4 protein-coding genes are annotated in these 24,055 nt (G+C 70.8%); all 4 read right to left on the bottom strand.

From position 1 onward, the window contains the following. Positions 1–29: 29 nt before the first annotated feature. Positions 30–1,280, bottom strand: a complete 1,251-nt coding sequence (locus tag ACSURM_RS38705; RefSeq protein ID WP_436961370.1) for an MFS transporter — start codon at positions 1,278–1,280, stop codon at positions 30–32. After that, a complete protein-coding gene (locus tag ACSURM_RS38700; RefSeq protein ID WP_436961369.1) occupies positions 1,277–21,334 on the bottom strand; it encodes an amino acid adenylation domain-containing protein in 20,058 nt (6,685 codons plus the stop codon). The genes ACSURM_RS38705 and ACSURM_RS38700 overlap by 4 nt, the downstream gene beginning before the upstream one ends. A gap of 4 nt (positions 21,335–21,338) precedes the next feature. Next, positions 21,339–21,554, bottom strand: coding sequence for an MbtH family protein (locus ACSURM_RS38695; protein WP_436961368.1), 216 nt, complete (start codon positions 21,552–21,554; stop codon positions 21,339–21,341). Between the two features lie 191 nt (positions 21,555–21,745). Next, the gene (locus tag ACSURM_RS38690) at positions 21,746–23,977 is read right to left on the bottom strand and encodes an MMPL family transporter (protein ID WP_436961367.1); all 2,232 of its coding nucleotides are present in this window, start codon (positions 23,975–23,977) and stop codon (positions 21,746–21,748) included. Positions 23,978–24,055 lie beyond the last annotated feature (78 nt).

Genomic DNA, 24,055 nt, shown 5'->3' with positions numbered 1-24,055 from the left:
CCGGGGTTGTCGGGGCGTCCGGCGCTCCGTCACCCTCCGGGATCCGGTGTCTTGCGCAGCCGCGCCTCCCGGATGGGCCGACTCAGCAGGGCCGCGACGGTGACCGCGGCCATGACGGCGCTCAGCCACAGCACGGTTCCCGGTCCGCCGGACGAGGCGAGGAGGACACCGGCGACAAGGGGGCCGAGTGAGTTGGCGCCCGAACTGATCAGGCTGGCGACGCTGCCGACCCGCCCTTGCAACTCGTCCGGCGTGACCTGTACCTGATAGACCCCGGCGACCACGTTGATCAGCGCGCCCACGAACAGCATCACCGACATCAGTGCCCCCAGCACGACGGGCTGCGAAGTCATCGCCACCCACGGCATGGCGAGGGTCCAGACGGCGAAGACACCGATGATGACCGTTCCCGGGTGCAGGCGACGGATCAGCAGCGGCCCCAGCATCGCGCCGCTGATACCACCCACCCCGCCGAGGAACCCGATGATCCCCATGAACGTCGGTGAACCGCCGTTCTCGTTGATGATCACAACGATGGCCAGGCGGAGCGCGTTGAAGAGCACGTTCGTCACCGAGACCAGGAACACCGCCGCCCGCAGGAAGCGTTGCCGGAACAGCCAGCCGATTCCCTCGGCGACCTCGGTGCGCAGTGCGGTCCTGCGCGCCTGCCGTTCCTTTTGCAACTTCGACCTGATGAACAGCAGATTGACAAGAGCGACGATGTGGAGAGCCGCGGTGAACAGGAAGGGAGCCCAGTTGACGAGGACGAACAGCGAGCTGCCGGTCGGCTGCCCCGCCAGGCCGGCGGCTCGTCCTCTGGCCTGGTTCTGCGCCAGCGCCGATGGCAACTGGGCGGACGAGACCACGTTGCGCACCGCGGCGCGTTCCGAGAGCCGGTAGAAGACGAACGCGCTGCCCTCGATAAAGGCGACGATCAGCAGTTGCGGCAGCCACAACCGGCCGAGGAGCAGCGCGGCACCGACGCTCGCCAGGGACAGGGCGCAGACGGCGTTGCAGGTGATCATCGTCCGGCGCCGGTCCCACCGGTCCACGAACGCCCCGGCCGGCAACTGCACGAGCAACAGCGGCAGCAGCGCGGCGAAGCCGACCAGTCCCGCGGCCGACGGGGAGCCGCCTACCCAGATCATCAACAGCGGGTAGGCGGACGTGGTCACCGCGTTGCCCCACGTGGCGATGCCCACGCCCGTCCACAGGAACCAGAAGTCACGGTTGCGTCGAAGCGGGACGGCCGGCTTCTCGGCATCGACGATGCCCGTCACTCGGCCTCGTCCCGCAGCCGCGAGGAGACGAAGGTCCGTACGACGTCCTCGCCCGCGAAGCCGTTGGTGAGGACCACCCATCCGTCACCGCTGCCGACCGAGCACGTCACCAGCGCGTGATAGCCGATCGGCGAGCCGCCGTGCCCGAACTGCGCGTCGGTGCCGCTGACGTCGACGACGGCGCCCAGGCCGTAGGAGCTGTCCGCCGCCGGTGTCAGCATCTGCTCGGCGGTCCGCGGCGACAGCGGAGCCGACGGCAGACCCAGCCGGGACCGCCGGATCTCGAGTGTCAGCTTGGCGATGTCCGTCGCCGTGGACCACAGGCCGGCTGCCGCCAGGTCCGGGCGCAGCAGCCAGCCGCCCTCGACGGGAGTGCCGTCGCGGTGGTGGCCGAGTGCCACGGGCGCCGTGGTGCGTTCCGGGAACGTCTGGTCGAAGTCGCTGTCGGCCATGCCCAGCGGCACGAAGACCAGATGCCGCATCAGTTCGGGGAAAGCCTCCCCGGTGGCGTCGACCATCGCCTGCTGGAGTACGGAGAAGTGGACGTTCGCTTTCCGGAAGGCGCCCGGCGGCCTCTCCCGTACCACCGGGGCGTTGGTCGCCGGCTCTCTGCCGTGCAGTACGTCCAGCAAGGTGGGTACCGAGGGGGCACGATAGCCCTTCCCCTCGTTGGGGGTCAGTCCGGAGCGATGACCGAGCAGGTGCCGGACGGTGATCCGGGCTTCGTCCCCACCGCCGGGCACCCGCCACCCCCGCAGGTAGGTGTTGACATCCTCCTCCAGGTCGAGCACCCCCTCGTCCACCAGGCGCAGTGCGCCTACCGCGGCGACGTACTTGCTCATCGAGCCCACTTGGAACACGGTCCGCGGGGTGACGTCGCCACCGCCGGCGAAGAGCGTTCCGTAGCAGGGGACGGCCACGAGTTCGCCGTCCTCGATCAGGGCCGCGCTCACGCCGGGGGTGCCGGCGGCACGCATCGCCCTCTCCGGCGACGGGATCCGCCGCCTTCGCGGTTTCACGGGCGGGGCAGGCCGGGTTTCGGGCTCGGCGTCCAGCGCCTCGGCGAGTTCCCCGAGCGTGCGGTGCTGGTAGAGGGCGAAGAGCGTCAGCGGCAGGCCCGCCCCCCGTGCCGCGGCCACCACCTTGATGGCGAGGATCGAGTGGCCCCCGAGGTCGAAGAACGAGTCCCGGGTCCCGATGCCGGAGATCCCGAGCGTCTCGGACCACAGCCGGGCGAGAATCTGCTCGGTGGGTGTCCGGGGCGGCGTGCGGTCGCCTCCGGTCGACTGCTGCGGACGCGGCAGCGCGTTCTCGTCCACCTTGCCGTTGGCGGTCAACGGCAGCCTTTCGACCGCGACAAGCTGCGTGGGCACCAAGGAGGCCGGCAGCCTGCGAGCGAGGTGCGCCCGGACGGCGTCGAGGTCGGCTGCGCCGGTGGCCAGGTAGCCGACCAGACGGCGGTCGCCGGGGACGTCCTCCCTGAGCAGCACCCGGGCCTGGGACACCGACGGATGCTCGGCGATAACCGCCTCGATCTCCCCCGGCTCGATCCGGAGGCCGTTGAGTTTCACCTGCCGGTCCGCGCGGGCCAGGAACTCCGCGGTTCCGTCCGGCAGCAGCCGCACCAGGTCGCCGGTGCGGTAGAGACGCGCTCCAGGCGGTCCGAAGGGATCGGGCACGAACCGCTCCGCCGTCAGCGCCGGCCGGTGGACATAGCCCCGGGCCACGCCCGTGCCACCGACGTACAACTCGCCCGGGACACCCGCCGGAACCGGTTCCATCCAGTGGTTCAGCACGTAGACGGTCATGTTCGGCAGCGGCCGCCCGATCGGGACGGTCGCGGTGTCCGGTTCGCTGTCGACCCGATGGATGGTCGTACCGACGGACGCTTCCGTCGGCCCGTACTCGTTGATCACCCGGACCGCCGGGGCCAGCCGTCGCCAGGCCGCCACCGTCCGGGCGGGCAGCGCCTCGCCGGCCACCACCAGCACCTCCGTCAGCCCCTGTGCCTGCTCGGCGGTCACCTGCTCGACGAGCAGCTCCAGATGGGCGGGGGTGAGCTTGATGAAGGCGTACGGGCCGCGGGCGACGAGGTCTTCGCCCAGCCGGTCCAGTCCGGCATCCAGGATGGTGACGGGGCGGCCCGCCAGCAGGGGAGCCCACAGGTTCGGCACCACCAGATCGAAGGCGACCGAGGAGAACAGCGGTGCGCCGCCCTCGCCCCGGGACGCCAGTTCGTCCACGGCCCACCGCAGGTGATTGGCCACACCGCGGTGGGTGACCTGAACGCCCTTGGGCCGTCCCGTCGATCCCGAGGTGTAGATCACGTATGCCGAGGTGTCCAAATCGGGGCGCAGTCCCGGGGACGGCGCCGTACCCACCGCCGTGTCGGCCGTCACGACCGCGCCGTCGTACCACGCGGCCAGTTCCCCGGCCTGGGTGGCATCGGTCACCACGGCGCCGGCCCGTGCGTCGGAGAGCATGTAGGCGATCCGCTCGGCCGGGTGGCCCGGCTCCAGCGGCAGATACGCGGCGCCGGCCTTCCACACCCCCAGCAGCCACGGGATCAGCTCGATGCCGCGCTCCAGCAGGACCCCGACCACCGACTCGGGGCCGACCCCGAGTCCGCGCAGATGACGCGCACACCCGTTGGCCCTCGCGTCCAGTTGTCCGAAGGTCAGCTCGGCGTCGCCGGCACGGACCGCCACGGCGTCGGGTGTAGCGGCAGCCTGGTCCTCGAACGACTCGAGCGCACTGCGGACGGGCTCCGGCCCAAAGTTGCCGGTCCGCTCCCCGACGAGCAGCTGCCGCTCCTCGTCGGGGAGCAGCAGCAGGCGCGGATCCGCTTCGGCGTCCGCCGCCATCGCGGTCAGCACGGTCCGGTACATCTGCGCCAACCGGTGCCCGTTGGCCCGGCTCACCGACCCGGCGTCGAGCGTGAGGACCAGACGGCCCTCGGCCGTCGAAACGCCCAGGGGGAACTCGGTGCGGCTGAAACCCAGGTTCTCGGGGCCGTCCTGTGCGGGCTGCCCGAAGTCCTGGTAGCTGAAGCGCACGTCGACGAGCCGGCCGCCGGGGGCGAGTTCCTGCTGGATGGCCGCCATGGGGAAGTGCCGGTGCGGCCACGCCCGCAGCTCCCGGGCGAAGACCTCGGCGACGAGCTCCCGCCACGTCCCGGCGGACATCTCGGCGGGGAACGGCAGCGTGTTCAGATGCAGTCCGAACACCCTCTCCGCCCCTTCGATCTCCGGCCGGGTATGGGTGACCAGACCCGAATGGAACCTGCGTTCCCCGGTGAGCTGGCTGAGGACCTTCAGGTGAGCGGCGAGGAGAACGCTCTTCATCGGCACGCACGCCGCCGCGGCCAGTTCCCGCAGCCCCTCGGCCATCTCGTCCAGTTCCACGGCGATCCGGTAGGGCGAACCCTCACCACCCCAGGTGTCCGGCAACACGAACTTGGCGTTGTCCGCGACGACGCCTTGCCAGTACGCCCGGTCCTGTGCGCTGTCCAGTGCCCGTGACTCGGCGGCCACGACATCGGCGAAGCGTGCCCTGGCCTTCCGGCCGGGTGGCAGGGGGGTACCGTCCCGGAAGGCGCGGAACAACTCCAGTAGTTCGGTGCGCAGCATGCTGAAGGTCCAGCCGTCCATGATCAGGTGCGACTGTGTGAGGGTCAGGTGCCAGCCGCCGTCCCGCGCGGTGTGCACGCATACCCGCAGGAGGGGAGCCGCATCATGCGGCACGACGGCTTCGCTCTCGGCCGCCACGAACTCCCGCAGCTGCTCCTGCCCGGTGAAGTCCGTGACGCGCAGCGGTATGCGCGCCTCAGCGTGCACGAGTTGCATCGGCGTGGAGAAGGTGTCCAGGTCGATCGAGGTGCGCAGCACATCGTGCCGGGCCGCCAGTTCCGCGAGCGCCTGCTGCAGCGCCTCGGCGGAGAACGGCTCGGCGGCGTCGAAGGGTGCCGAGACGACGCGGTGGTACAACCGCGGCCCGTCGGCCGCGAGCATCTCCACGAGCATCCCGAGCTGCACCCTGGTCAGCGGGTAGGCGTCGACGATCCCGTCGGCGGGAAGCAGTTCCCGGTCCGCCGGACTCAGCAGCTCCAGCGGGGCCACCGGCCGCTCGGGCGCGACCAGGGACCGACCGGACAGCCGGGCGTGAAGCGCGCCGATGGTCTGGTGTTCCAGGACGTCCCGCGCGGTGACGTCGACGCCGGCCTCACGCAGTCGGCCGGCGATCATCACGGCCCGGATCGAGTCGCCTCCCAGGTCGAAGAACGTGTCGGCCGTACCGATCCGCTCGACGCCGAGCACCGCTTGCCAGGTGGCGGCCATCTGCTCCTCCAAGGGCGTGGCCGCGGGCACGTACCGCGTCCCCGCGAACGCGGAACGGCCGGGTGCCGGCAGCGCGTGCCGGTCCAGCTTTCCGTTGGCCGTCAGCGGCATCCGGTCGAGCACGACGTACGCTGCCGGGATCATGTAGTCGGGGAGCGTACGGCCCAGGTGGGTGCGCAGCGCGGCCGGATCCGGATTCGCGGCGTCCGCGGCGACCGCATAGGCCGTCAGGCTCCTGTCCCCGGATTCGCCCTGGCGGACGATGACGACAGCCTCACGTACGCTCGGGTGGTCGAGCAACGCGGCCTCGATCTCGCCCAGTTCGACACGATATCCACGGATCTTCACCTGGTCGTCGATCCGGCCGACGAATTCCAGCACGCCGTCCTGTCCTCGCCGTGCCAGGTCGCCGGTGCGGTACAGCCGGGATCCCGGCGGCCCGAACGGGTCGGGGACGAACCGCTCGGCGGTCAGCTCCGGGCGGCCCAGGTAACCGCGGGCCACACCAGGTCCGCCGACGCAGATCTCGCCCGGGACGCCGATGGGCGTGAGATTCCCGAAGGGGTCCAGCAGGTGGATGGCCGTGTCGGCAAGGGGACGGCCGATCCTGGTGCCCACCCCGGGTTCGAAGTCGCGCTTGGAGTACCGGTGGTAGGTGGTGTAGACGGTGGTCTCGGTGGGCCCGTACATGTTGGTCAGCGCGACCTTGCCGAGCCCGACCCGGTCGGCCCAGGGGCGTAGCTCCGCCGGTTCGGCCTTCTCTCCGGCGAGAACCACCGCCCGCAGGGCGAGCCGTGAGGCGCGCGGGTCTCCGTCCGCGACGCTGCCCACCAGCGACCGGAAGGCCGAGGGTGTCTGGCAGATCATCGTCACCTGCCGCTCGGCCAGCAAGTCCAGGAAGTCCTCCGGGGAGCGCAGAACCGCACGCGGCACCATCACGAGGGTCCCTCCGTGCAGCAGGGCCCCCCACATCTCGAAGACGGAGACGTCGAAGGCGAATGTGTGCGACAGCGCCCACACGTCGGAGCCGTCGAAGGCGAAGTGCTCCTCGGCGATGTCCATCAGCCGTACGACGTTGGCGTGGCTGACGCCCACGCCCTTCGGGCGCCCGGTCGAGCCCGAGGTGTAGATCACGTAGACGAGGTTGTCCGGTCCGGCCACCGGTTCCGGTCCGGTGGCCGGGAGGTCCTCCAGCGGCTCCCGGTCCAGGACCACGAGGTCACCGCGATGGACCTTCTCGATCGTCGCAGCGGTCCCGCCGTCGGCCAGCACGATCCGCACCCCGGCGTCCTGGAGCATGAATCCGAGCCGGTCCGCCGGGTTGGTCGGATCCAGGGGCAGATAGGCCGCTCCCGACTTCATCACGCCCAGCAGGGCCGGCATCAGCTCGCCGCCCGGCGGCAGGCACACCCCGATGACGGTTTCCGGACCGGCGCCCAGACGCCGGAGGTGATGTGCGAGCCGGTTCGCGCGGGCGTCCACCTCCGCGTACGTCCAGGTCTCACCGCCCGACACCACGGCCACGGACTCGGGTGTCCGGCGGGCCTGTGCCTCGAACAGGGCGTGGACGCATCCGGACACCTGACGATGCGTTCCCGTTCCCGCAGCCTGGCCCAGCAACTGCTCGCGCTCACCGGCGGGCAGATAGACCATACGGGCATCGCCCTCCGGCCCGGCGGCCATCGCTTCCAGCACCGCCCGGTACATACCGGCCAGCCGCTCCACGTTGGTCCTGCTCATCACCTGTTCGTTGGAGTTCACCCAGAGCACGTCGCCGCGGTTGTAGACCGACAGCGCGAACTCGTGCGGACCGATGTTCGTACGGGTCCCGGCGGCCACCCGCTCGGTGTCCACCTGATGGAAGTCCAGGTAGTTGAACATCACCTCGATGAGCCGGCTGCCGCCCCACTCACGCTGGATGACCGGCATCGGGTAGCGCCGGTGCGCCCACAGCTCGACCTCCTGTTCGAACACCTGGGTGAGCAGGTCCCGCCACGTCCGCGCGCTGCGGTCGACCGCCACGGGAAGCGTGTTCAGGAACATGCCGAGCACCCGGTCGGCGCCCATCACCTCGGGCCGGATGTCACACACCAGGCCGGAGTGGTAGGCGGGCTTGTCGGTGATCTGTCCCATCACCTTCAGGTGGGCGGCCAGCAGCACGCTCTTCATCGACACGCCGACAGCGCTCGCCAGTGCGCGCAGATCGGACGCCAGGTCTTCGAAGGGCACCGGAACATAGACCCGTTCGTCGGAGTTCCCGGCGAGTTCCGCAGGGATCCGTACCGGCTCGTACGCGGAGGTGATCTGCTGCCAGTACTCCCTGTCCTGCGCGGAGGCCAACGAGTGCAGCTCGCCGGCGATCGCGTCGGCGAAACGGACTCGGGGCGCGTCGTAGGGCTGAGGCTCTCCGCGGTCGCGGATCTGCTGGTAGCAGTCCAGCAGTTGTTCCAGGAGCAGGTGATAGCTCCAGCCCTCGGTAATCACATGCGTCTGGGTGAACGTCACCCACCACGCCTCGTCGCTCTCGATATGGATGGTGATCCGCATCAGCGGGGCGCGCTCGAGGTCGAAGACGTGGGCCCGCTGCTCGGCGGCGAGTTCCTGCCGTATCCGCCCGTGTTCCTCCTCGCCGCGACCGCGTACGTCCCGTATCTCCAGGGGGATCTCGGCCGTGGCGTGGACGAGCTGGAGCGGAACGGAGAATCCGCTGAGCCGGAGGGAGGTGCGCAGCACCTCGTGACGCTCGGCCAGCAGGTCCGCCGCCGCCCGCAGCGCCGCGGGATCGAGAGGACTGCCGTCGGTGACCCGGAAGGTGTTGATGATGTGGTACGGGTTGCGGTCCCGGTCCGCGAGCAGCTCGATGATCATTCCGAGCTGGGTCCGGCCGAGCGGGTAGGCGTCCACGACGTCACCGGGAAGCTTGGCACGGTCCTCGGCGGAGATGAGCTCGAAGGGCTCGACCAGGGTGTCGGAGGCGACCGGCGCCCGATCCGCGATCAGCTCGCAGAGCCGTTCGACGGTCCGGGCCTCGAAAACGTCGCGCACGGCGACGTCCAGACCCTCCGCGCGCAGTGCCCCGGTGACCGCGACGGCGCGGATGGAGTCCCCGCCGAGGTCGAAGAACCCGTCGCGGACGCCGACCCTCGAAACGTCCAGCGCGCTGCGCCAGATGTCGCAGACCTTTGTTTCCAGCGGTGTGCGGGGTGCCACGAACGTGCCGACGGTGAAGGCGTCGTCGCCGGGATCGGGCAGTGCCCGCCGGTCGAGTTTGCCGTTCGGGGTCAGCGGGATGCGGTCGAGGGCGACAAAGGCCGCCGGCAGCATGTACTCGGGCAGTTTCCGGGCGAGCCACTCCCGCAGCACGCCCGGCTCCGCCGGCTCACCAAGGGGCGTGCAGTAGGCCACGAGGCGGTCCTCCCGGAGCACCACCACCGCCTGGCGGACCTGTGCGTGAGCACCGAGCGCGGCCTCGATCTCGCCCAGTTCGACACGGTGGCCGCGCACCTTCACCTGGTCGTCGAGGCGGCCGAGGAAGTCCAGCTCACCGTCCGGCCGGCGGCTCACCAGGTCGCCGGTGCGGTACATCCGTGCACCCGGCGGGCCGTAGGGGTCCGGCACGAACCGTTCCGCCGTCAGTTCCGGCCGTCGCAGATAGCCGCGGCCCACGCCGGTCCCGGAGACGTGCAGTTCGCCGGGGACACCGACCGGCACCGGTTCCAGCCGCTCGTCGAGCACGTACAGGGTGGTGTTGCGGACGGCCGAGCCGATCGGCACCCGCTGGGTGGCGTCGGCCGCGGTGATCTGGGCGTGCGTGACGTCGTCGGAGCACTCGGTCGGGCCGTAGGCGTTGACGAGGGGGATGCCCGGATGGCGCTCCAGCCATCGCTCGCACAGGGCCGCCGGCAGCGCCTCCCCGGTCACGACGAGACGGCGCAGCGACGGCAGGTCAGGAGTCGGTCCGCCCGCGTCCCAGACGTCCAGGGCCGCGCGGAGCAGGGACGGGACGACCTCCAGGACGGAGATCTCCTCGTCGGCCACCAGTCCGAACAGCGCGTTCGGGTCCAGCGCGGTGGCCCCGTCCACGGCGTGCACCCGGCCGCCGACCACCAGCGGCGCGAGCATCTGCCAGACGGAGATGTCGAAGGCCGGCGACGCGTTCTGGACGACGCGGTCGGCCTCGCCCAGACCGAGGTCCTCGATCTTCGCCAGCAGGTGGTTGCCCATGCCGACGCGGCTCACCATGGCCCCCTTGGGCCGCCCCGTCGAACCCGACGTGTAGATCACGTACGCCAGGGCGTCCGAGGCGGGGTCCGGTAGGTCGGACACAGGGCCGCCGTCGGCCGGGAGCTCCAGGCGGTCCAGCAGGACGTTCGGCACGGCGTCGCCCGCCGATCCGGAGCGGGTCAGCAGCACTCGGGCACGGGCGTCGTCGAGCATGAAGTCCCGGCGCTCGGCGGGGGTCTCCGGGTCCAGCGGCAGATACGCCGCGCCCGCCTTGAGCACCGCCAGCACCGCGAGCACCAGTTCGGCCGAGCGGTGGAGGCAGATGCCCACCAGGTCCTCGGGTCCCACGCCGAGGCCTCGCAGATGCCCTGCCAGCAGGTCGGATCGCGCATCCAGCTCGCCGTACGTCATGACGCCGTCGGGACCGGCCACGGCGACGGCCTCGGGGGTCCGCGCGGCCTGGTACCGGAAGCGTTCGGGCACGGACACGAACTCCGGCTCGCTGAGCGGCGCCTGGGCCAGCAGGCTGTCCCGCTCGTGCCGGGGCAGATAGGTGACACGGGCGTCACCTTCGGCGTCGGAGGCCATCGACTCCAGCACCGCGCGGTACATGGCAGCGAGTCGCTCACCCGCCGCACGGCCGAGGACGGCCGTGGAGGTGCTCAGCAGCAGCCTGCTTCCCCGGCAGTGCAGCGTCAGATCGAACTCGGTCAGCGAAGCGCCGAGTCCCGTCTGCGCCTCGATGCCGGGCGCCTCCTCCTTGGGCAGGTCGACGTAGTTGAACACCACGTTGAGCAGGCGTTCACCGCGCCAGCGCTGCATCGCCGGCAGCGGGTACCTGCGGTGCTGCCACAGTTCCACTTCCTGGTCGAACACGCGCAGAATCAGCTCGCGCCAGGTCGCCGCGGCCGGCGGCACCGGGAACGGGACCGTGTTGAGGTGCATGCCGTACACCCGCTCCGCGCCCTCGAGTTCGGGGCGGGCGTCGCAGACCAGTCCCGTGTGCAGGCGCCGGGCCTCGGTGAGCTGGCTCATCACCTTGACGTGGGCGGCCAGAAGCACGCTCTTGACGGAGACACGCAGGTCTGCGGCGAGTGCGCGCAGTTGCTCCTCGATGTCCTCGATCGGCACCCGCAGGTCATAGGGCTCGCCGACGCCCGCGTCCGCCCAGTCGTCCGGGAGCGTCACGGGGGTATGGGTGTCGACGATGCGCCGCCAGTACGCGGCGTCCTCCTCGGACTCCAGGGACCGCAGCTCCCCGGCTATGTGGTCGGCGTACCGCGCGGCCGGGGCCAGGTACGGCTCCGGGTCGAGGCCGTCCCGCAGCCGCTGGTAGCAGCTGAGCAGCTCCGATCTGAGCCAGTTGTGGCTCCATCCCTCGGTGACCGCGTGGGGGCGGCTGAGCGACAGCCACCAGGTCCGGTCGTCCTCCAGGTAAGCCGCGATCCGCAGCAGCGGCGGCTCGTCCAGATCGAAGGGGGCGTCGCGTTCCTCGGTCAGCAGCCGCAGCAGTTCCTCTCGGTCGCCGTGCACGTCGTGGACCCGTACCAGGGGCTGTGCCGTAGCGTGCACCACCTGCATCGGGACCGAATAGCCGTGCAGGTCGAAGGAGGTGCGCAACAGGTCGTGCCGGGCGATCACGACGGACGCCGCGTGCCGCAGCGCCTCGCCGGAGAAGGGCCGGTCGTCCGAGACCCGGTAGGAGACGAAGCTTCGGTACGCGTAGCCGCCGGTCAGCATCTCGACGACCATGCCCAGCTGTACCTGGGACATCGGATAGGCGTCGTCGGCCGAGACGGGCAGCAGGGCCCTGTCCTCGGCACCGATCAGGGCGAAGGGCTCGACCGGGCGGTCGGTGCCGGCCAGCGCGGCCCGGCCTTCCAGCAGATCCGCGAGCCCGGCGATCGTACGCCGTGCGAAGACGTCCTTGACCCCGAGGTCCAGCCCTTCCGCGCGCAGCGCGCCGACCAGGCGGACAGCCTTGATCGAGTCACCGCCGAATTCGAAGAACACGTCGTGGACGCCGGCCCGTTCCAAGCCGAGCACCCTCTGCCACACGGCGGCGATCCGGGCCTCCACAGGAGAGCGCGGCCCTGCATACGCGTCCTGCTCGGACACCGGCGAGTCAGGTCCCGGGAGTGCGCTCAGGTCCACCCGGCCGCGCACGGCCCGTGGTTCCTCCTGCAGCGGGAAGAACACCGACGGCACCATGTGGGAGGGCAGGACCCGCCGGCAGTGGTCGGCCAGTTCGGTGGCGTCCGGCAACTCGCGCACCGGGACGCAGTAGGCCACCAGCACGGGGTCACCATGGGCGTCCTCCCGCGCCGCGACCATGGCCGTGCGCAGGCCCGGATGCCCGTGGAGCACGGCTTCGACGGCACGAGGGTCAATCCGGTGGCCGAGCACGGTGACGTGGCCGTCCGTGTGGCCGGCGAACTCGACCGAGCCGTCCTGCCTCACCCGCCCGAGGTCGCCGCTTCGGTACAGCCTGCTGCCCGGGGCACCGTAGGGGTCCGGGACGAACCGCTCGGCGGTCAGCGCGGGCTGGTTGCGGTAGCCGAGGGCGAGTGCGCCGCCCGAGACGTGGATCTCGCCGGTGACGCCTTCCGGTACCAGGCGGCCGTGCGCGTCCAGCACACGGAGGCGGGTGTCCCCGCCGGGGTGCCCGAGCGAGTCGGCGGTGTCCTCCGCTACCAGGTCGCCGGCGTTCACCCTGCGGACCGCCGTGCGGGCCCCCGTCTCGGCGGTGCCGTAGAGAGCCACCAGCTCCGGTCGCTGTCCGGCCCCGAATCCGTCGGCGAACAACCGGAGCGACTCCCAGGGCAGCCGCCCTCCCGCGAGCACCACCGTGCGCAGGGCGAGCGAGGACGCGGTCGCCCTCTTCGCCCGGGCCGCCGCGACGAGCGGCGGGAAGTCCGACGGGGTGCGGCCCAGCACCGTGACCCGTCGTGCGGCCAGCAGGTCGAGGAAGTCCTCCGCGGACCGGGTGACCTCTACGGGTGCGACGACCAGGGTTCCGCCGTGCAGCAGCGCTCCCCACACTTCCAGGAGCGACACTTCGGAGGCGATCGACGCCGCCAGGGCCCACCCATCGGTGTCGGCGAACGAGCAGTGTTCATCGGCCGAGCGCAACAGCGCGGCGACGTTCGCGTGCGACAGCACGCTGCCCTGCGGGCGGCCCGCCGGCCCGGTGGTGCACAGCACGCAGGCCGGTTCGTCCGCATCACCGGCAGTGGCGGGGCCGGTATCCGGCAGTCCGGCGGCCGGCCCGCCGGACCGGTCGGACCGGTCAGTGATCAGCAGCTCACCGTCGAAACCGGCGACGCACGCCCGCTGATCCGGCCCGGTGACGACCAGGGACACACGGCAGTCGTCGAGGAACTCACGGAGCCGTTCCGGTGGCTGGGCCGGATCCAGCGGCGCGTAGGCCGCGCCGGACTTCAGCACGCCGAGGAGCGTCCAGACGAGCTCCGGGCTGCGGTCCAGGCATACGCCCACCAGTTCCCCGGCGCCGACGCCCCGCTCCCGCAGCCGATGGGCCAGCCGGTCGGCGCGGGCGTTCAGCTCGGCGTAGGTGAGGCTGTCCTCACCGGCGTCCACGGCCGTGGCCTCCGGCCGACGGGCCGCCACGGCCTCGAACCGCGTGTGCAGGGGCGCCGTCGCGGGCGGCGCCGCGGTGCCCGCGACGGCCTCGAGCAGCCGTTCCCGTTCCCCTTCGGGCAGGTACGTCTCGCGGGCGTCGCCCTGCGCGTCGGCCGCCATGGCCGCCAGGACAGCACGGAACATGCCGGCGATCCGGTCGGCGTGGGCCCGGGAGAGCACGTGGCTGTTGGTGCTCATGCTGAGGACACCGCCGAGCGAGGTGACGCGCAGTGCGAACTCGTTCGGGGCGTCATTGAAGCCGCCGCCCTCGTCGGCGACATCCGGATCGAGCTCGTGGAAGTCCAGGTAGCTGAAGAAGACATCGACGAGACGTCCGCCGGACCTCTCTCGGATGGCGGGCATCGGGTAGTGGCGGTGGGGCCATGCCTCGATCTCCCGGTCGGCCACCTGGCGCACCAGCTCCGCCCAGGTGCGGGCGCTGCGGTCGGCAGCGAACGGCAGCGTGTTCAGGAAGTTCCCGTACAACCGGTCGGCTCCGGACGCCTCCGGGCGGGTGTGCGTGACGATGCCGGCGTGGAACCTCGGCTCATGGGTGAGCTGGCTCATCACCTTGAGGAAGGCGGCCACCATGACGCTCTTCAGGGAGGCCCTCGCGGCCGTCGCGAGCGCCCGCAGTCCGTCCTGGAGGTCACCGAAGGCCGTGCCGGTCTTGATGACCTCGGGCGGCGCGGTGAGGTCGCCGTGCCAGTGCTCCGGCAGCGTCATCTTCGCGTGGTCCGCGACCAGGCTCTCCCAATAGGCGGCGTCCTCAGCTGACTCCAGGGAGGCCAGTTCGGCCGCGACGAAGTCGGCGTAGCGGATGGCCGGCGTCTCCCCTGCGTCGGGCTCCTTGCCGTCGCGGATGCGTCGGTAGGCGGCGACCAGGTCCATGAGCAGGAGCTGATTGCTCCAGCCATCCATGATCGCGTGGGTCTGGGTGAACGCGCACGACCAGGTGCGGTCCGAGGTGACGTGCGCGTACACGCGCAGCATCGGGCCGTCCAGGTCGAACGGATCGGCGCGCTCGGCAGCGACGTGCCGGGTGATCGCGGCCCGCCGCGCGTCGGGATCGAGGTCGCTGATGTCGCGCCATCCGACGGGAATGTCGACGTCGGCGTGGACGAGTTGCATCGGTACCGTGAACCCGTCCAGATGCACGGTCGTCCGCAGCACGTCGTTGCGGCGCACCATGAGCGCCACGGCCCGGGCGAACGCCGCGGAGTCGAACGGCCCGTCATCGCGCACTTGGTAGACATTGACGTTGTGGTAGTAGCGGCGGCTGTCGTCGCCCAGCATCTCGACGAGCATGCCGATCTGCACCTGGGACAGCGGGTAGGCGTCGACGACGCCTTCGGGCACGGCTTCCCGGTCAGCTTCGGTGATCAGCTCGAACGGCCGGACGGACATGGACGTTCCGGACAGCGCCGCCCGGGTCGAGGCCAGTTCGGCCAGCGCGGCCACCGTGCGGTGCCGGAACACGTCGCGCACCGAGAGGTCGAGCCCTGCCTTGCGCAGACCGCCGATGAGGGCGACCGCCCGGATCGAATCGCCGCCGGACTCGAAGAACTCGCCGTGGACGTCCACCTCGTCGGCTTCGAGGACGTTCCGCCACACTGCGGCGATCCGCCGCTCCGCCACGGTGCGCGGTGTCACGACGCGAAGTTCGGGCTGGGGCTGTGCGCCGGGGGCGGGCAGCGCCCGGTGGTCGAGCTTGCCGTTGGCGGTGAGCGGCATCGTCTCCAGACCGACGAACGCCGTGGGCACCATGTAGCTGGGCAGGTCACGCTGCAGTCGCCGGCGTAAGTCGGTGACGTCGATGGTGCTGCCTGCGGCCGGTATCAGGTACGCGACGAGTTGTTTCCCGCCCGAGGCATCTTCTCTGGCGACGACACGGGCCTCCGCGACGCAGGCATGCTCGGCGAGGGCCGACTCGATCTCGCCGACCTCCACCCGGTAGCCGCGGATCTTGATCTGGCCGTCGCCGCGGCCGAGGAAGTCGACGGCACCGTCGGCACCGACACGGACCCGGTCGCCCGTGCGGTACAGGCGTCCGCCGGGTTCCCCGTACGGGTCCGGGAGGAACCGTTCCGCCGTCAGGGCGGGCCGGCCCGCGTATCCCCGGGCGAGTCCCGTTCCCCCGACGTACAGTTCGCCGGGCGTCCCGGCCGGGACCGGCTCCAGGTGTTCGTCGAGGACGTACATGGATACGTTCGGCAACGGCCGGCCGATGGGGACGACCTGCGTACGTACGGGGCCGTCGACCGGGTGGATGCAGGTGCCGACCGAGGCCTCGGTCGGGCCGTACTCGTTGATGATCGGCACCGAGGGTGCCAGTCCGGCCCATTCCCGTACCACTCGGCGGGTCAGTGCCTCACCGGCGACGACGAGCACCGAGGCGAGCCGGTCCGCCTGGTCTGCCGACAGGCCGAGCGTCAGGACCTCCAGGTGGGCGGGCGTCAGTTTGATGAAGCTGTACGGCGCCCCCTCGGCGAGGTACCCGGCCAGCGCGCTGAGGTCCAGGTCCTGCGGCACCATGTGCACCGCCTGACCGGACAGCAGGGGGGCCCACAGGTTGGGGACCACCAGGTCGAAGGCGACGGACGAGAACAACGGTGCGCCGCCCTCGCCGCGGGAGGCCAGTTCCTCCACCGCCCAGCGCACATGGTTGGCCAGCCCGCGGTGCGGGATCTGCACGCCCTTGGGCCGCCCGGTCGAACCGGAGGTGTAGATCACATAGGCGAGCCGGTCCAGGTCCGCCACCCGCTCCGGCGGCGTCGCCGGCAGACCGGCGAGGACGTGCGGGCCGGCGTCGACGCGGACGGTCTCGCCCGGGAAGTCCAGTCCGGATGTCAGGGACGTCTGGGTGAGCAGCACGCGGGCGCCCGAGTCGGCCAGCATGTTCCGCACCCGCTGGGCGGGGAAACCGGGATCGATCGGCAGGTAGGCGGCGCCCGCCTTCCAGACGCCCAGCAGGCAGGCGACCAGGTCCAGCCCGCGGTCCAGGAGCACCCCGACTACGGAGTCGGAGCGAACGCCCATCGACCGCAGCCGGTGCGCGTACCGGTTGGCCCGCGCCTCCAGTTCGGCGTAGGTCACGGGGGCGCGGTCGGCGAGCACGGCCACCGCGTCCGGCGTTCGGGCTGCCTGCTCCTCGAACAGTTCGTACACGCACCGGGTGACCGGCTCGGTCGGGTTGAGCGCCCATTCGCCCAGCAGCAGCGCCCGTTCGTCGTCGGGCAGGAAGACCGTCGAGGCGTCCCCGCGCGGATCCGCGGCCATCGCTTCCAGCACCGTGCGGAACATGGCGCCGACCCGCTCGGTGCGGGCGACGCTCAGCACGCGGGAGTCGGCCGTCAGGAAGATGTGCCGGGCGCGTGCCGAGACGGTGAGGGGGAACTCGGTGGGGCTGTCGTCCACGCCGACCGCGCTGTCGACCAGGTCCGTGTCGACCTGGCGGAAGTCCTGGTAGTTGAAGAACACGTCGAACAGGCGGCCTGCCTCGCCGCGTTGGCGCTGCACGGCGGGCAGCGGCAGCCGGCGGTGCGGCCAGGACGCGACCTCGCGCTCGAAGACCCGCCGCACCACGTCCGTCCAGGTGCCGGTCGGGCGGGTGAAGGGCATCGGCAGCGTGTTGAGGTACATGCCGTAGACGCGATCGGCGCCCAGCACCTCGGGCCGTACGTCGTAGACGAGCCCCGCCTGGAACTCGCGTTCGTCCGTGAGCTGGCTCAGCACCTTCAGGAAGGCTGTCACCATGACGCTCTTGAGCGAGGTTCTCGCGGCGGCGGCCAGTGCCCGCAGGCCGGGTTCCACATCCGCCCAGCCGACACGGACGTGGTGGGTGGCGGCCGGCTGGTCCGGCTCACCCCAGTCGTCCGGAAGCCTGAAGCTCGGGTAGCGTTCGACGATGTCCCGCCAGTAGGCCGCGTCCTCGGGTGACTTCAGGGCCCTCAGTTCCGCGGCGACGGAGTCCGCGAAGCGGACGGCGGGCCGCTCGTAGGGCTCGGGCTCCAGCCCGTCGCGTATGCGCAGGTAGGCATGGAGAAGCTCCATGAACAGGGAGTGGTAGCTCCAGCCCTCCATGATCGGATGGCATTCGGTGATGGACAGCCACCAGGCGCCGTCGCCGGTGAGGTGCGCGTGGAACCGCATGAGGGCAGGCTCGGCCAGGTCGAACGGCCGCGCCCGCTCCGCGCGTACGAAGGCACGCAGCGCCTCCTCGCGTTCCTCGGGAGCGAGTCCGCTCAGGTCGTGCACGCCCAGCGAGGCTTCGGCCGTGCGGTGCACCAGCTGCATCGGTACCGAGAACTCGGTGAGGTGCAGGGAGGTCCGCAGCATGTCGTGACGGGCGACGACGAGCCGGACGGCTTGCTCGAACGCCTGCGGTGCGAAGGGCTGGCCGTCGAGGATCCGGAAGCTGCTGCAGTTGTGGTAGTTGTTGGCGTCCCCCTCGGCGAGCATCTCGATGACCATGCCGGTCTGGATCTGCGAGAGCGGGTAGGCGTCGACTACCGCGTCCGGCAGTCCCGCCCGGTCCGCCTCCGGGATCAGCTCGAACGGCTTGACCAGCCGGATCTCCTCCTGGGCGGTGCCGCCCTCCAGCAGTCGGCTCAGTTCGGCCACGGTGCGCCGGTCGAAGACGTCGCGGACGGTCAGTTCGAAGCCCTCGGCGCGCAATCTGCCCACGAGCGCGACCGCGTGCAGCGAGTCGCCGCCGAGTTCGAAGAAGCCGTCGTGCACACCGATCCGCTCGGTGCCGAGCACCTCGGCCCACACGTCGCGGACCCGTTCCTCCAGCGGCGTTCTCGGCCCGACGTAGACGCTGCGGGCGAAGGAGTCCGAGGCGGGGGCGGGCAACGCCCGCCGGTCCAGCTTTCCGTTGGCCGTCAGCGGCAGGGAGGCCAGCGGGACGAACGCCGCCGGCACCATGTACTCGGGCAGGTCGCGGGCCAGCGCACCCCGCAGCCGCGCCGGGTCCGGTACGCAGTCGTCGGCGGGCACGAGGTAGGCGACCAACTGCCGGGAGCCGGGAGTGTCCTCGCGGATGACCACCACCGCTTCCCGGACATCCGGCTGGGCGCTCAGGGCGGCCTCGATCTCGCCGAGTTCGACCCGGTAACCGCGGATCTTGACCTGGTCGTCGGACCGGCCGACGAACCTCAGGCCGGTGCCGTGCCGCCGGGCGATGTCGCCGCTGCGGTACAGCCGCGACCCGGGCGGGCCGAACGGGTTGGGCACGAATCGTTCAGCGGTGAGCGCGGGCCTGTTGAGGTAACCCCGAGCCACGCCGGGGCCTGCCACGTGGATCTCGCCCGGTGCTCCGGGCAGCGCCAGATCGCCGGCGGAGTCCAGAAGGTGCACCCGCAGATCGCCGAGCGGCGCACCGATCGGGTTGGCGGCGCCGTCGCGGACGTCGTCCTCGGTGACGGCGTAGAAGGTGGTGTGGACCGTCGTCTCGGTGATGCCGTACATGTTCGCCAGCAGCGGCCGTTCGACGCCGAGGCGCTCGACCCACGGACGCAGCTGCGGAATCTCCAGCTTCTCCCCCGCGAAGATCACCGCACGCAGTGCCAGTCGCGGGATCCGCGGATCGTCGTCGGCGGCGGCGGACACCAGCGACCGGAAGGCCGACGGCGTCTGGGAAAGCATCGTCACCCGCTGCTCGACCAGGAGGTCCAGGAGTTCCTCCGGGGAGCGGGTGACCTCGCGGGGTACCACCACGAGTGTGCCGCCGTGCAGCATTGCGCCCCACATCTCGAACACGGAGACGTCGAAGGCGAACGAGTGGAAAAGCGTCCACACGTCGTCCGCGGTGAACCCGTAGTGCCGATCGGCGGTACGCATCAGCCGGACCACGTTGGCGTGCGACAGAACGCACCCCTTGGGCCGCCCGGTGGAGCCTGAAGTGTAGATGACGTAGACGACGTTGTCCGGGACCGCTGTCCGTGCCGGGTTCGTCCCGGGTTCCGCGGCGAGGGTGTCCCCGTCACGGTCGAGGACGACGAAGCGGCCCGCGAACACCTCCTCGAGGGTGTCCGCGCGGGCCGCGTCGGTCACCACGAGGGACACGCCGGCGTCGGTCAGCGTGTACCCCAGCCGGTCCGCCGGGTGCACCGGGTCCAGCGGTACGTAGCCCGCCCCGGACTTCAGCACGCCGAGCAGGGTCGGGATCAGGTCAGGTCCGGGTTCCAGGCACACACCCACCAGTGATTCCGGGCCGGCACCGAGTCCGCGCAGGTGGTGGGCGAGCCGGTTGGCCCGCGTGTTCACCTCGCCGTAGGACAGCGTGGTGCCGCCGACGACCACCGCCGGCGCGTCGGGTGTCCGCTCCGCCTGGGCCTCGAAGATCTCGTGCACGCACGCGGTCACCAGCTCCTCGTCGGCGGGGGCGCCGACGAGGAGGGCGCGTTCGGCGTCGTCGAGGACCTCCAGGCGGGACACCGGCTCGCCGTCACGCGCGACGGCGCCGGCCAGGAGCCGCTGGAAGTGGCACAGCATGCGCTGTACCGTGCCGGGTTCGAAGAGCGAGGTGGCGTAGACGAGTTGGCCTCGCAGCGAGCCGTCGCCGCCTTCGTCGATCTGCAGTTCGAGGTCGACCTTGGCGATCTGCCCGGTCGCCGGGTACGGCTCCATGGTCAGGTCGGACAGCGCCACGGCGCCGCTCCCACTCCGCTGGTGCATGGTGAGGGCGACTTGGTAGAGCGGTGTGCGCGACATGTCCCGCTCCGGCTGGAGCCGGTCCACCAGCAGGGCGAACGGCACCGACTGGTGGTCGTAGGCGTCCGCCAGGGTGTCCTTGGTGTTCAGCACGAGTTCGCGGAAGGCCGGATCGCCGGTCCAACGGCCGCGCAGGACCAGGCTGTTGATGCAGTAACCGATCAGTCCTTGCAGTTCGGGGCGGGTCCGTCCGGACATGACCGTGCCCACCGGGATGTCGGTCTGGCCGGTGTAACGGGCGAGAAAGACCTGGAAAGCCGTGAGCAGGACCACGAACGGGGTGGTCGCGCACTGCGCGGCAAGGTCGCGGATGCCCGCGACCACCTCGTCCGGCAGCGTGAACCCGGCCGCGGCGCCTCCGCTGTCGCGCCTCGCGGGGCGCGGCCGGTCGAGTGGGAGATCGAGCGACGGCAGCCCGTCCAGCGTACGGGCCCAGTGGTCGAGTTCCTCCGCCAGCCGGCCGGTGGAGAGTTCCTCGCGCTGCCACGCCGCGAAGTCCGCGTACTGGACGGCCAGCGGCGCGGGCGGCGCCGAACGGCCGTCGGCGCGCGCCTCGTAGAGCGCGCTCAGTTCGGCGGCCACCACCTGGGCCGACCAGGCGTCGAAGGCGATGTGATGGAAAACCAGGAGCAGCACGTGGTCGTCCGGAGCGACACGCAGCAGCCGCGGCCGCATCGGTGCCTCTCGCAACAGGTCGATGGGCGTGAGAGCGGCCCGCGTGACGGCCGTGTCGAGCGACCCGGTTGTCACCTCCTCCAGCGGGAGGTCCACGGGAGCGGCCCCTACGACGGTCTGCACCGGGCCGGTGCCGTCTACCGTGTACCTGGTGCGCAGTATCTCGTGCCGCGCGACCAGGTCAGTCAGCGCGGCCCGCAGTTCCTCGACGTTCAGCTCACCGCGCAGCCGGAAGGCGATCGGCACGAGGTATTCGGGACTGTCCGGATCGAGTTGGTGCAAGAACCACATCTGCTGCTGGCCGAAGGACAGCGGCAGCGGCTTCGACCGGTCGGCGTGCCTGATTCCGTTCTCCGTGTCCCGCGCCCGGCCGCGCAGCCGACGGCGCAGAAGCTCGTCGCGCAGTTGCTCCCGCGTGACAGCCGGATCGTTCTCCCCGCTGCTCATGGTGATTCCCATCGGCTCAGGATTCGGACTGTGCTGCTTCCATGCGGCGCCGCAGACTGAACGGCCGCATGTCGGTCCATATCTCACCGATGTGGTCCAGGCATTCGGTGCGTTTGCCCTCCGTACCCTCGGCATGCCAGCCAGCGGGAAGATCGCGTTCCACCGGCCAGATGGAGTATTGCTCCTCATCGTTGACCACGACGCGGTACATCTGGTCCTCGTCTTCGACCACCGGAGACTCCTTATGCACAGATGCTGGGATTTCCGAAGAGTTCTCCGGCCGCCGATACTCGGCCTATACACGGTCTATCCGGATCCGGACCCGGGCGGCGGTCCGGCGGGCGCCGTCGGGTCCGCAGGCGGCCGGGCAGCCGAAAGCCCCGGCACCGGAGTCGTCCGGTGCCGGGGCCGCGGGGGGTCGGCTCAGGAACTGGTGCCGAGGGCCCGGGTACGGCGGCGGGCCGACCGCACTCCGGGCAGCACCCACGCGCGTTCGCCGAGCAGGGCGATGGCCGCGGGCAGCAGGACGCCGCGCACGAGGGTCGCGTCGATGACGATGGCCGTCGCCATGCCCACCCCGAGCATCTTGTACTCGATCGCGCTGAGCAGGATGAACACGCTGAACACACCCGTCATGATCACAGCGGCGCTGGTGACGACTCCGGCGCTGGTCCCGACGCCCTCCACGACGGCGAGCCTGGTCGACACGCCCTCCTGCCACCGCTCGCGGATCCGGCTGAGGATGAAGATGTGGTAGTCCATGCTCAGACCGAACAGCAGCGCGAACATGAACAGCGGGATCCAGTCCACGATGCCGCCGTAGGAATCGAAGCCCAGGAGCGAACTGAGGTGGCCGTCCTGGAAGATCCAGGTGAGCACGCCGTAGGCCGCACCGATGGAGAGCAGGTTGAGGACGATCGAGACCAACGGGATCGCCAGCGACCGGAAGGCGACGGCGAGCAGGGCGAACGCCAGCAGCAGGACGAACAGGAACACCGCCGGCATGGAGCTGCGCACCTGGTGAGTGAAGTCGTAGGCGAACGCGGTCCTGCCGGCGACGGCGAACTTGGCATCGGAGACCTGCCCGACGGTCGCGGGCAGTACGTCCTCGCGCAGGGTTTCCAACGCACGGTTCGACGTGGCGTCGGTGCCGTCTCCGGCCAGCGGGACACGGACCATCGTCACGGCGTCGATCCTCGTCACGGAGATCGGCTCGGCGAACAGGTCACTATGTGTGTCGACTCGGCCGCGCAGCTTCTCGATCGACGCGTTCAGGTCGGCACCCTGCGCATCCCAGATCGCCACGTGCGCGGGTGAGGCCGCTCCGGGAAAGGCCTGCTGCATGCGGGTGGCCGCATCGACCGTCGGCACGCTGCGGGGGAGGCTGTTCGTGGGACCCGCGTCCTGAAGGTGCATGCCCGTCGCCGGCAGTGCCAGCAGCAGGAGCGCCACCACGGCGGCGCCTCCCCACACCACGGGGCGCCGTACCACGGCCTGCGCGATCCAGGTCCACACGCGCGACCGGCCCGCGGCGGTACGGCGCCGTCCCAGCCACGGGATGCGTAGTTTCTCGACGCGGTCGCCCAGCAGGGAGAGCAGCGCCGGCAGCGCCGTCACCGAGCCCAGGACCGCCAGACCGACCACGACGGCCGTACCCACGGTGAGACCGCGGAAGTTGTCGAGCCCCGTGAAGAGCAGACCCGCGATGCACAGGATCACGGTCAGACCCGACACCACGACGACCCGGCCCGATGTACGGGCGGCGACCCGCAGCGCCTGGCCGACCTGCCGTCCGGCGGCCCGCTCCTCGCGCTCCCGGCGCAGATAGAACAGGGAGTAGTCGATGCTCACCGCGACTCCCACCAGCAGGATCATCGACGAGGTGGCGCTGTTGACCGACATCACCTTGCCGATCACCGCCATCAGCGAGAACGTGGCGATCGCGGTGGTGGCGGCGAGCAGCAGCGGGATCGACGCGGCGATAAGCGAGCCGAAAACGATCAGCAGGATTACCGCGGTCAGCGGCAGGGACAACGACTCCGCTTGGCTGAAGTCGTCCTGGACGGCCTCGTCGACCGCGCGGTTCAGGCTCTTGTCGCCCGCTTGGACCATGCGGACGCCGGGATGGCGGTCGGCGACCTTGCCGATCGCCGCGACCGCGGCGGAATAGTGCTTGGACATCTGGTGGTTCGGCCCCGCCAGGAAGAAGGTGACGAGCCCGGAACGGCCGTCCTTCGACACCTGTGCCGCGCTGTCCAGCGGGGAGTGCAGGTTGGTGACGGCACCGGGAAGTCCCCGCAGCGTCGACACCAGATCCTGGGTGGCCCCTCGCAGCTCGGCGTCGTCGGCGAAGGCCTGGCCACCAGTGGCGCGGCGCTGGATGAGTACGTTCTCCAGCGAGGGTTCCCAGTTTTCCTGGTCGCGCACGACCTGCTGGGCCCGGCCCGACTCCCCGGGGTCCCGCCCCAACGCGTCGGCACCCGGTACGACGATGCTGAGCGCGAGGGTTACGACCACGAGCGCCAGCCAGCCGAGGAGTGCCTTGGCCCGGTGCTGGATCGACCAGGCGGCTAATCGTTGGATCAATGGTGCGCCTGGTCGCTCGCCCGGCTCTTCGCGCACGGGCGCGAGCTCCTCTGCCTCGCTCCGGGGCATGAGAGAATTCCTTCCATGAATGAGTGATCCGCAAGAACTCGCCGTGCGGCGAGGTGACGCTCGTTCGTGCCGGGCCGC

It is taken from the genome of Streptomyces sp. SudanB182_2057 (assembly GCF_964272715.1).
GTDB classification, from domain to species: Bacteria; Actinomycetota; Actinomycetes; order Streptomycetales; family Streptomycetaceae; genus Streptomyces; species Streptomyces rubradiris.
This window is presented reverse-complemented; position numbering and strand designations above follow the sequence as displayed.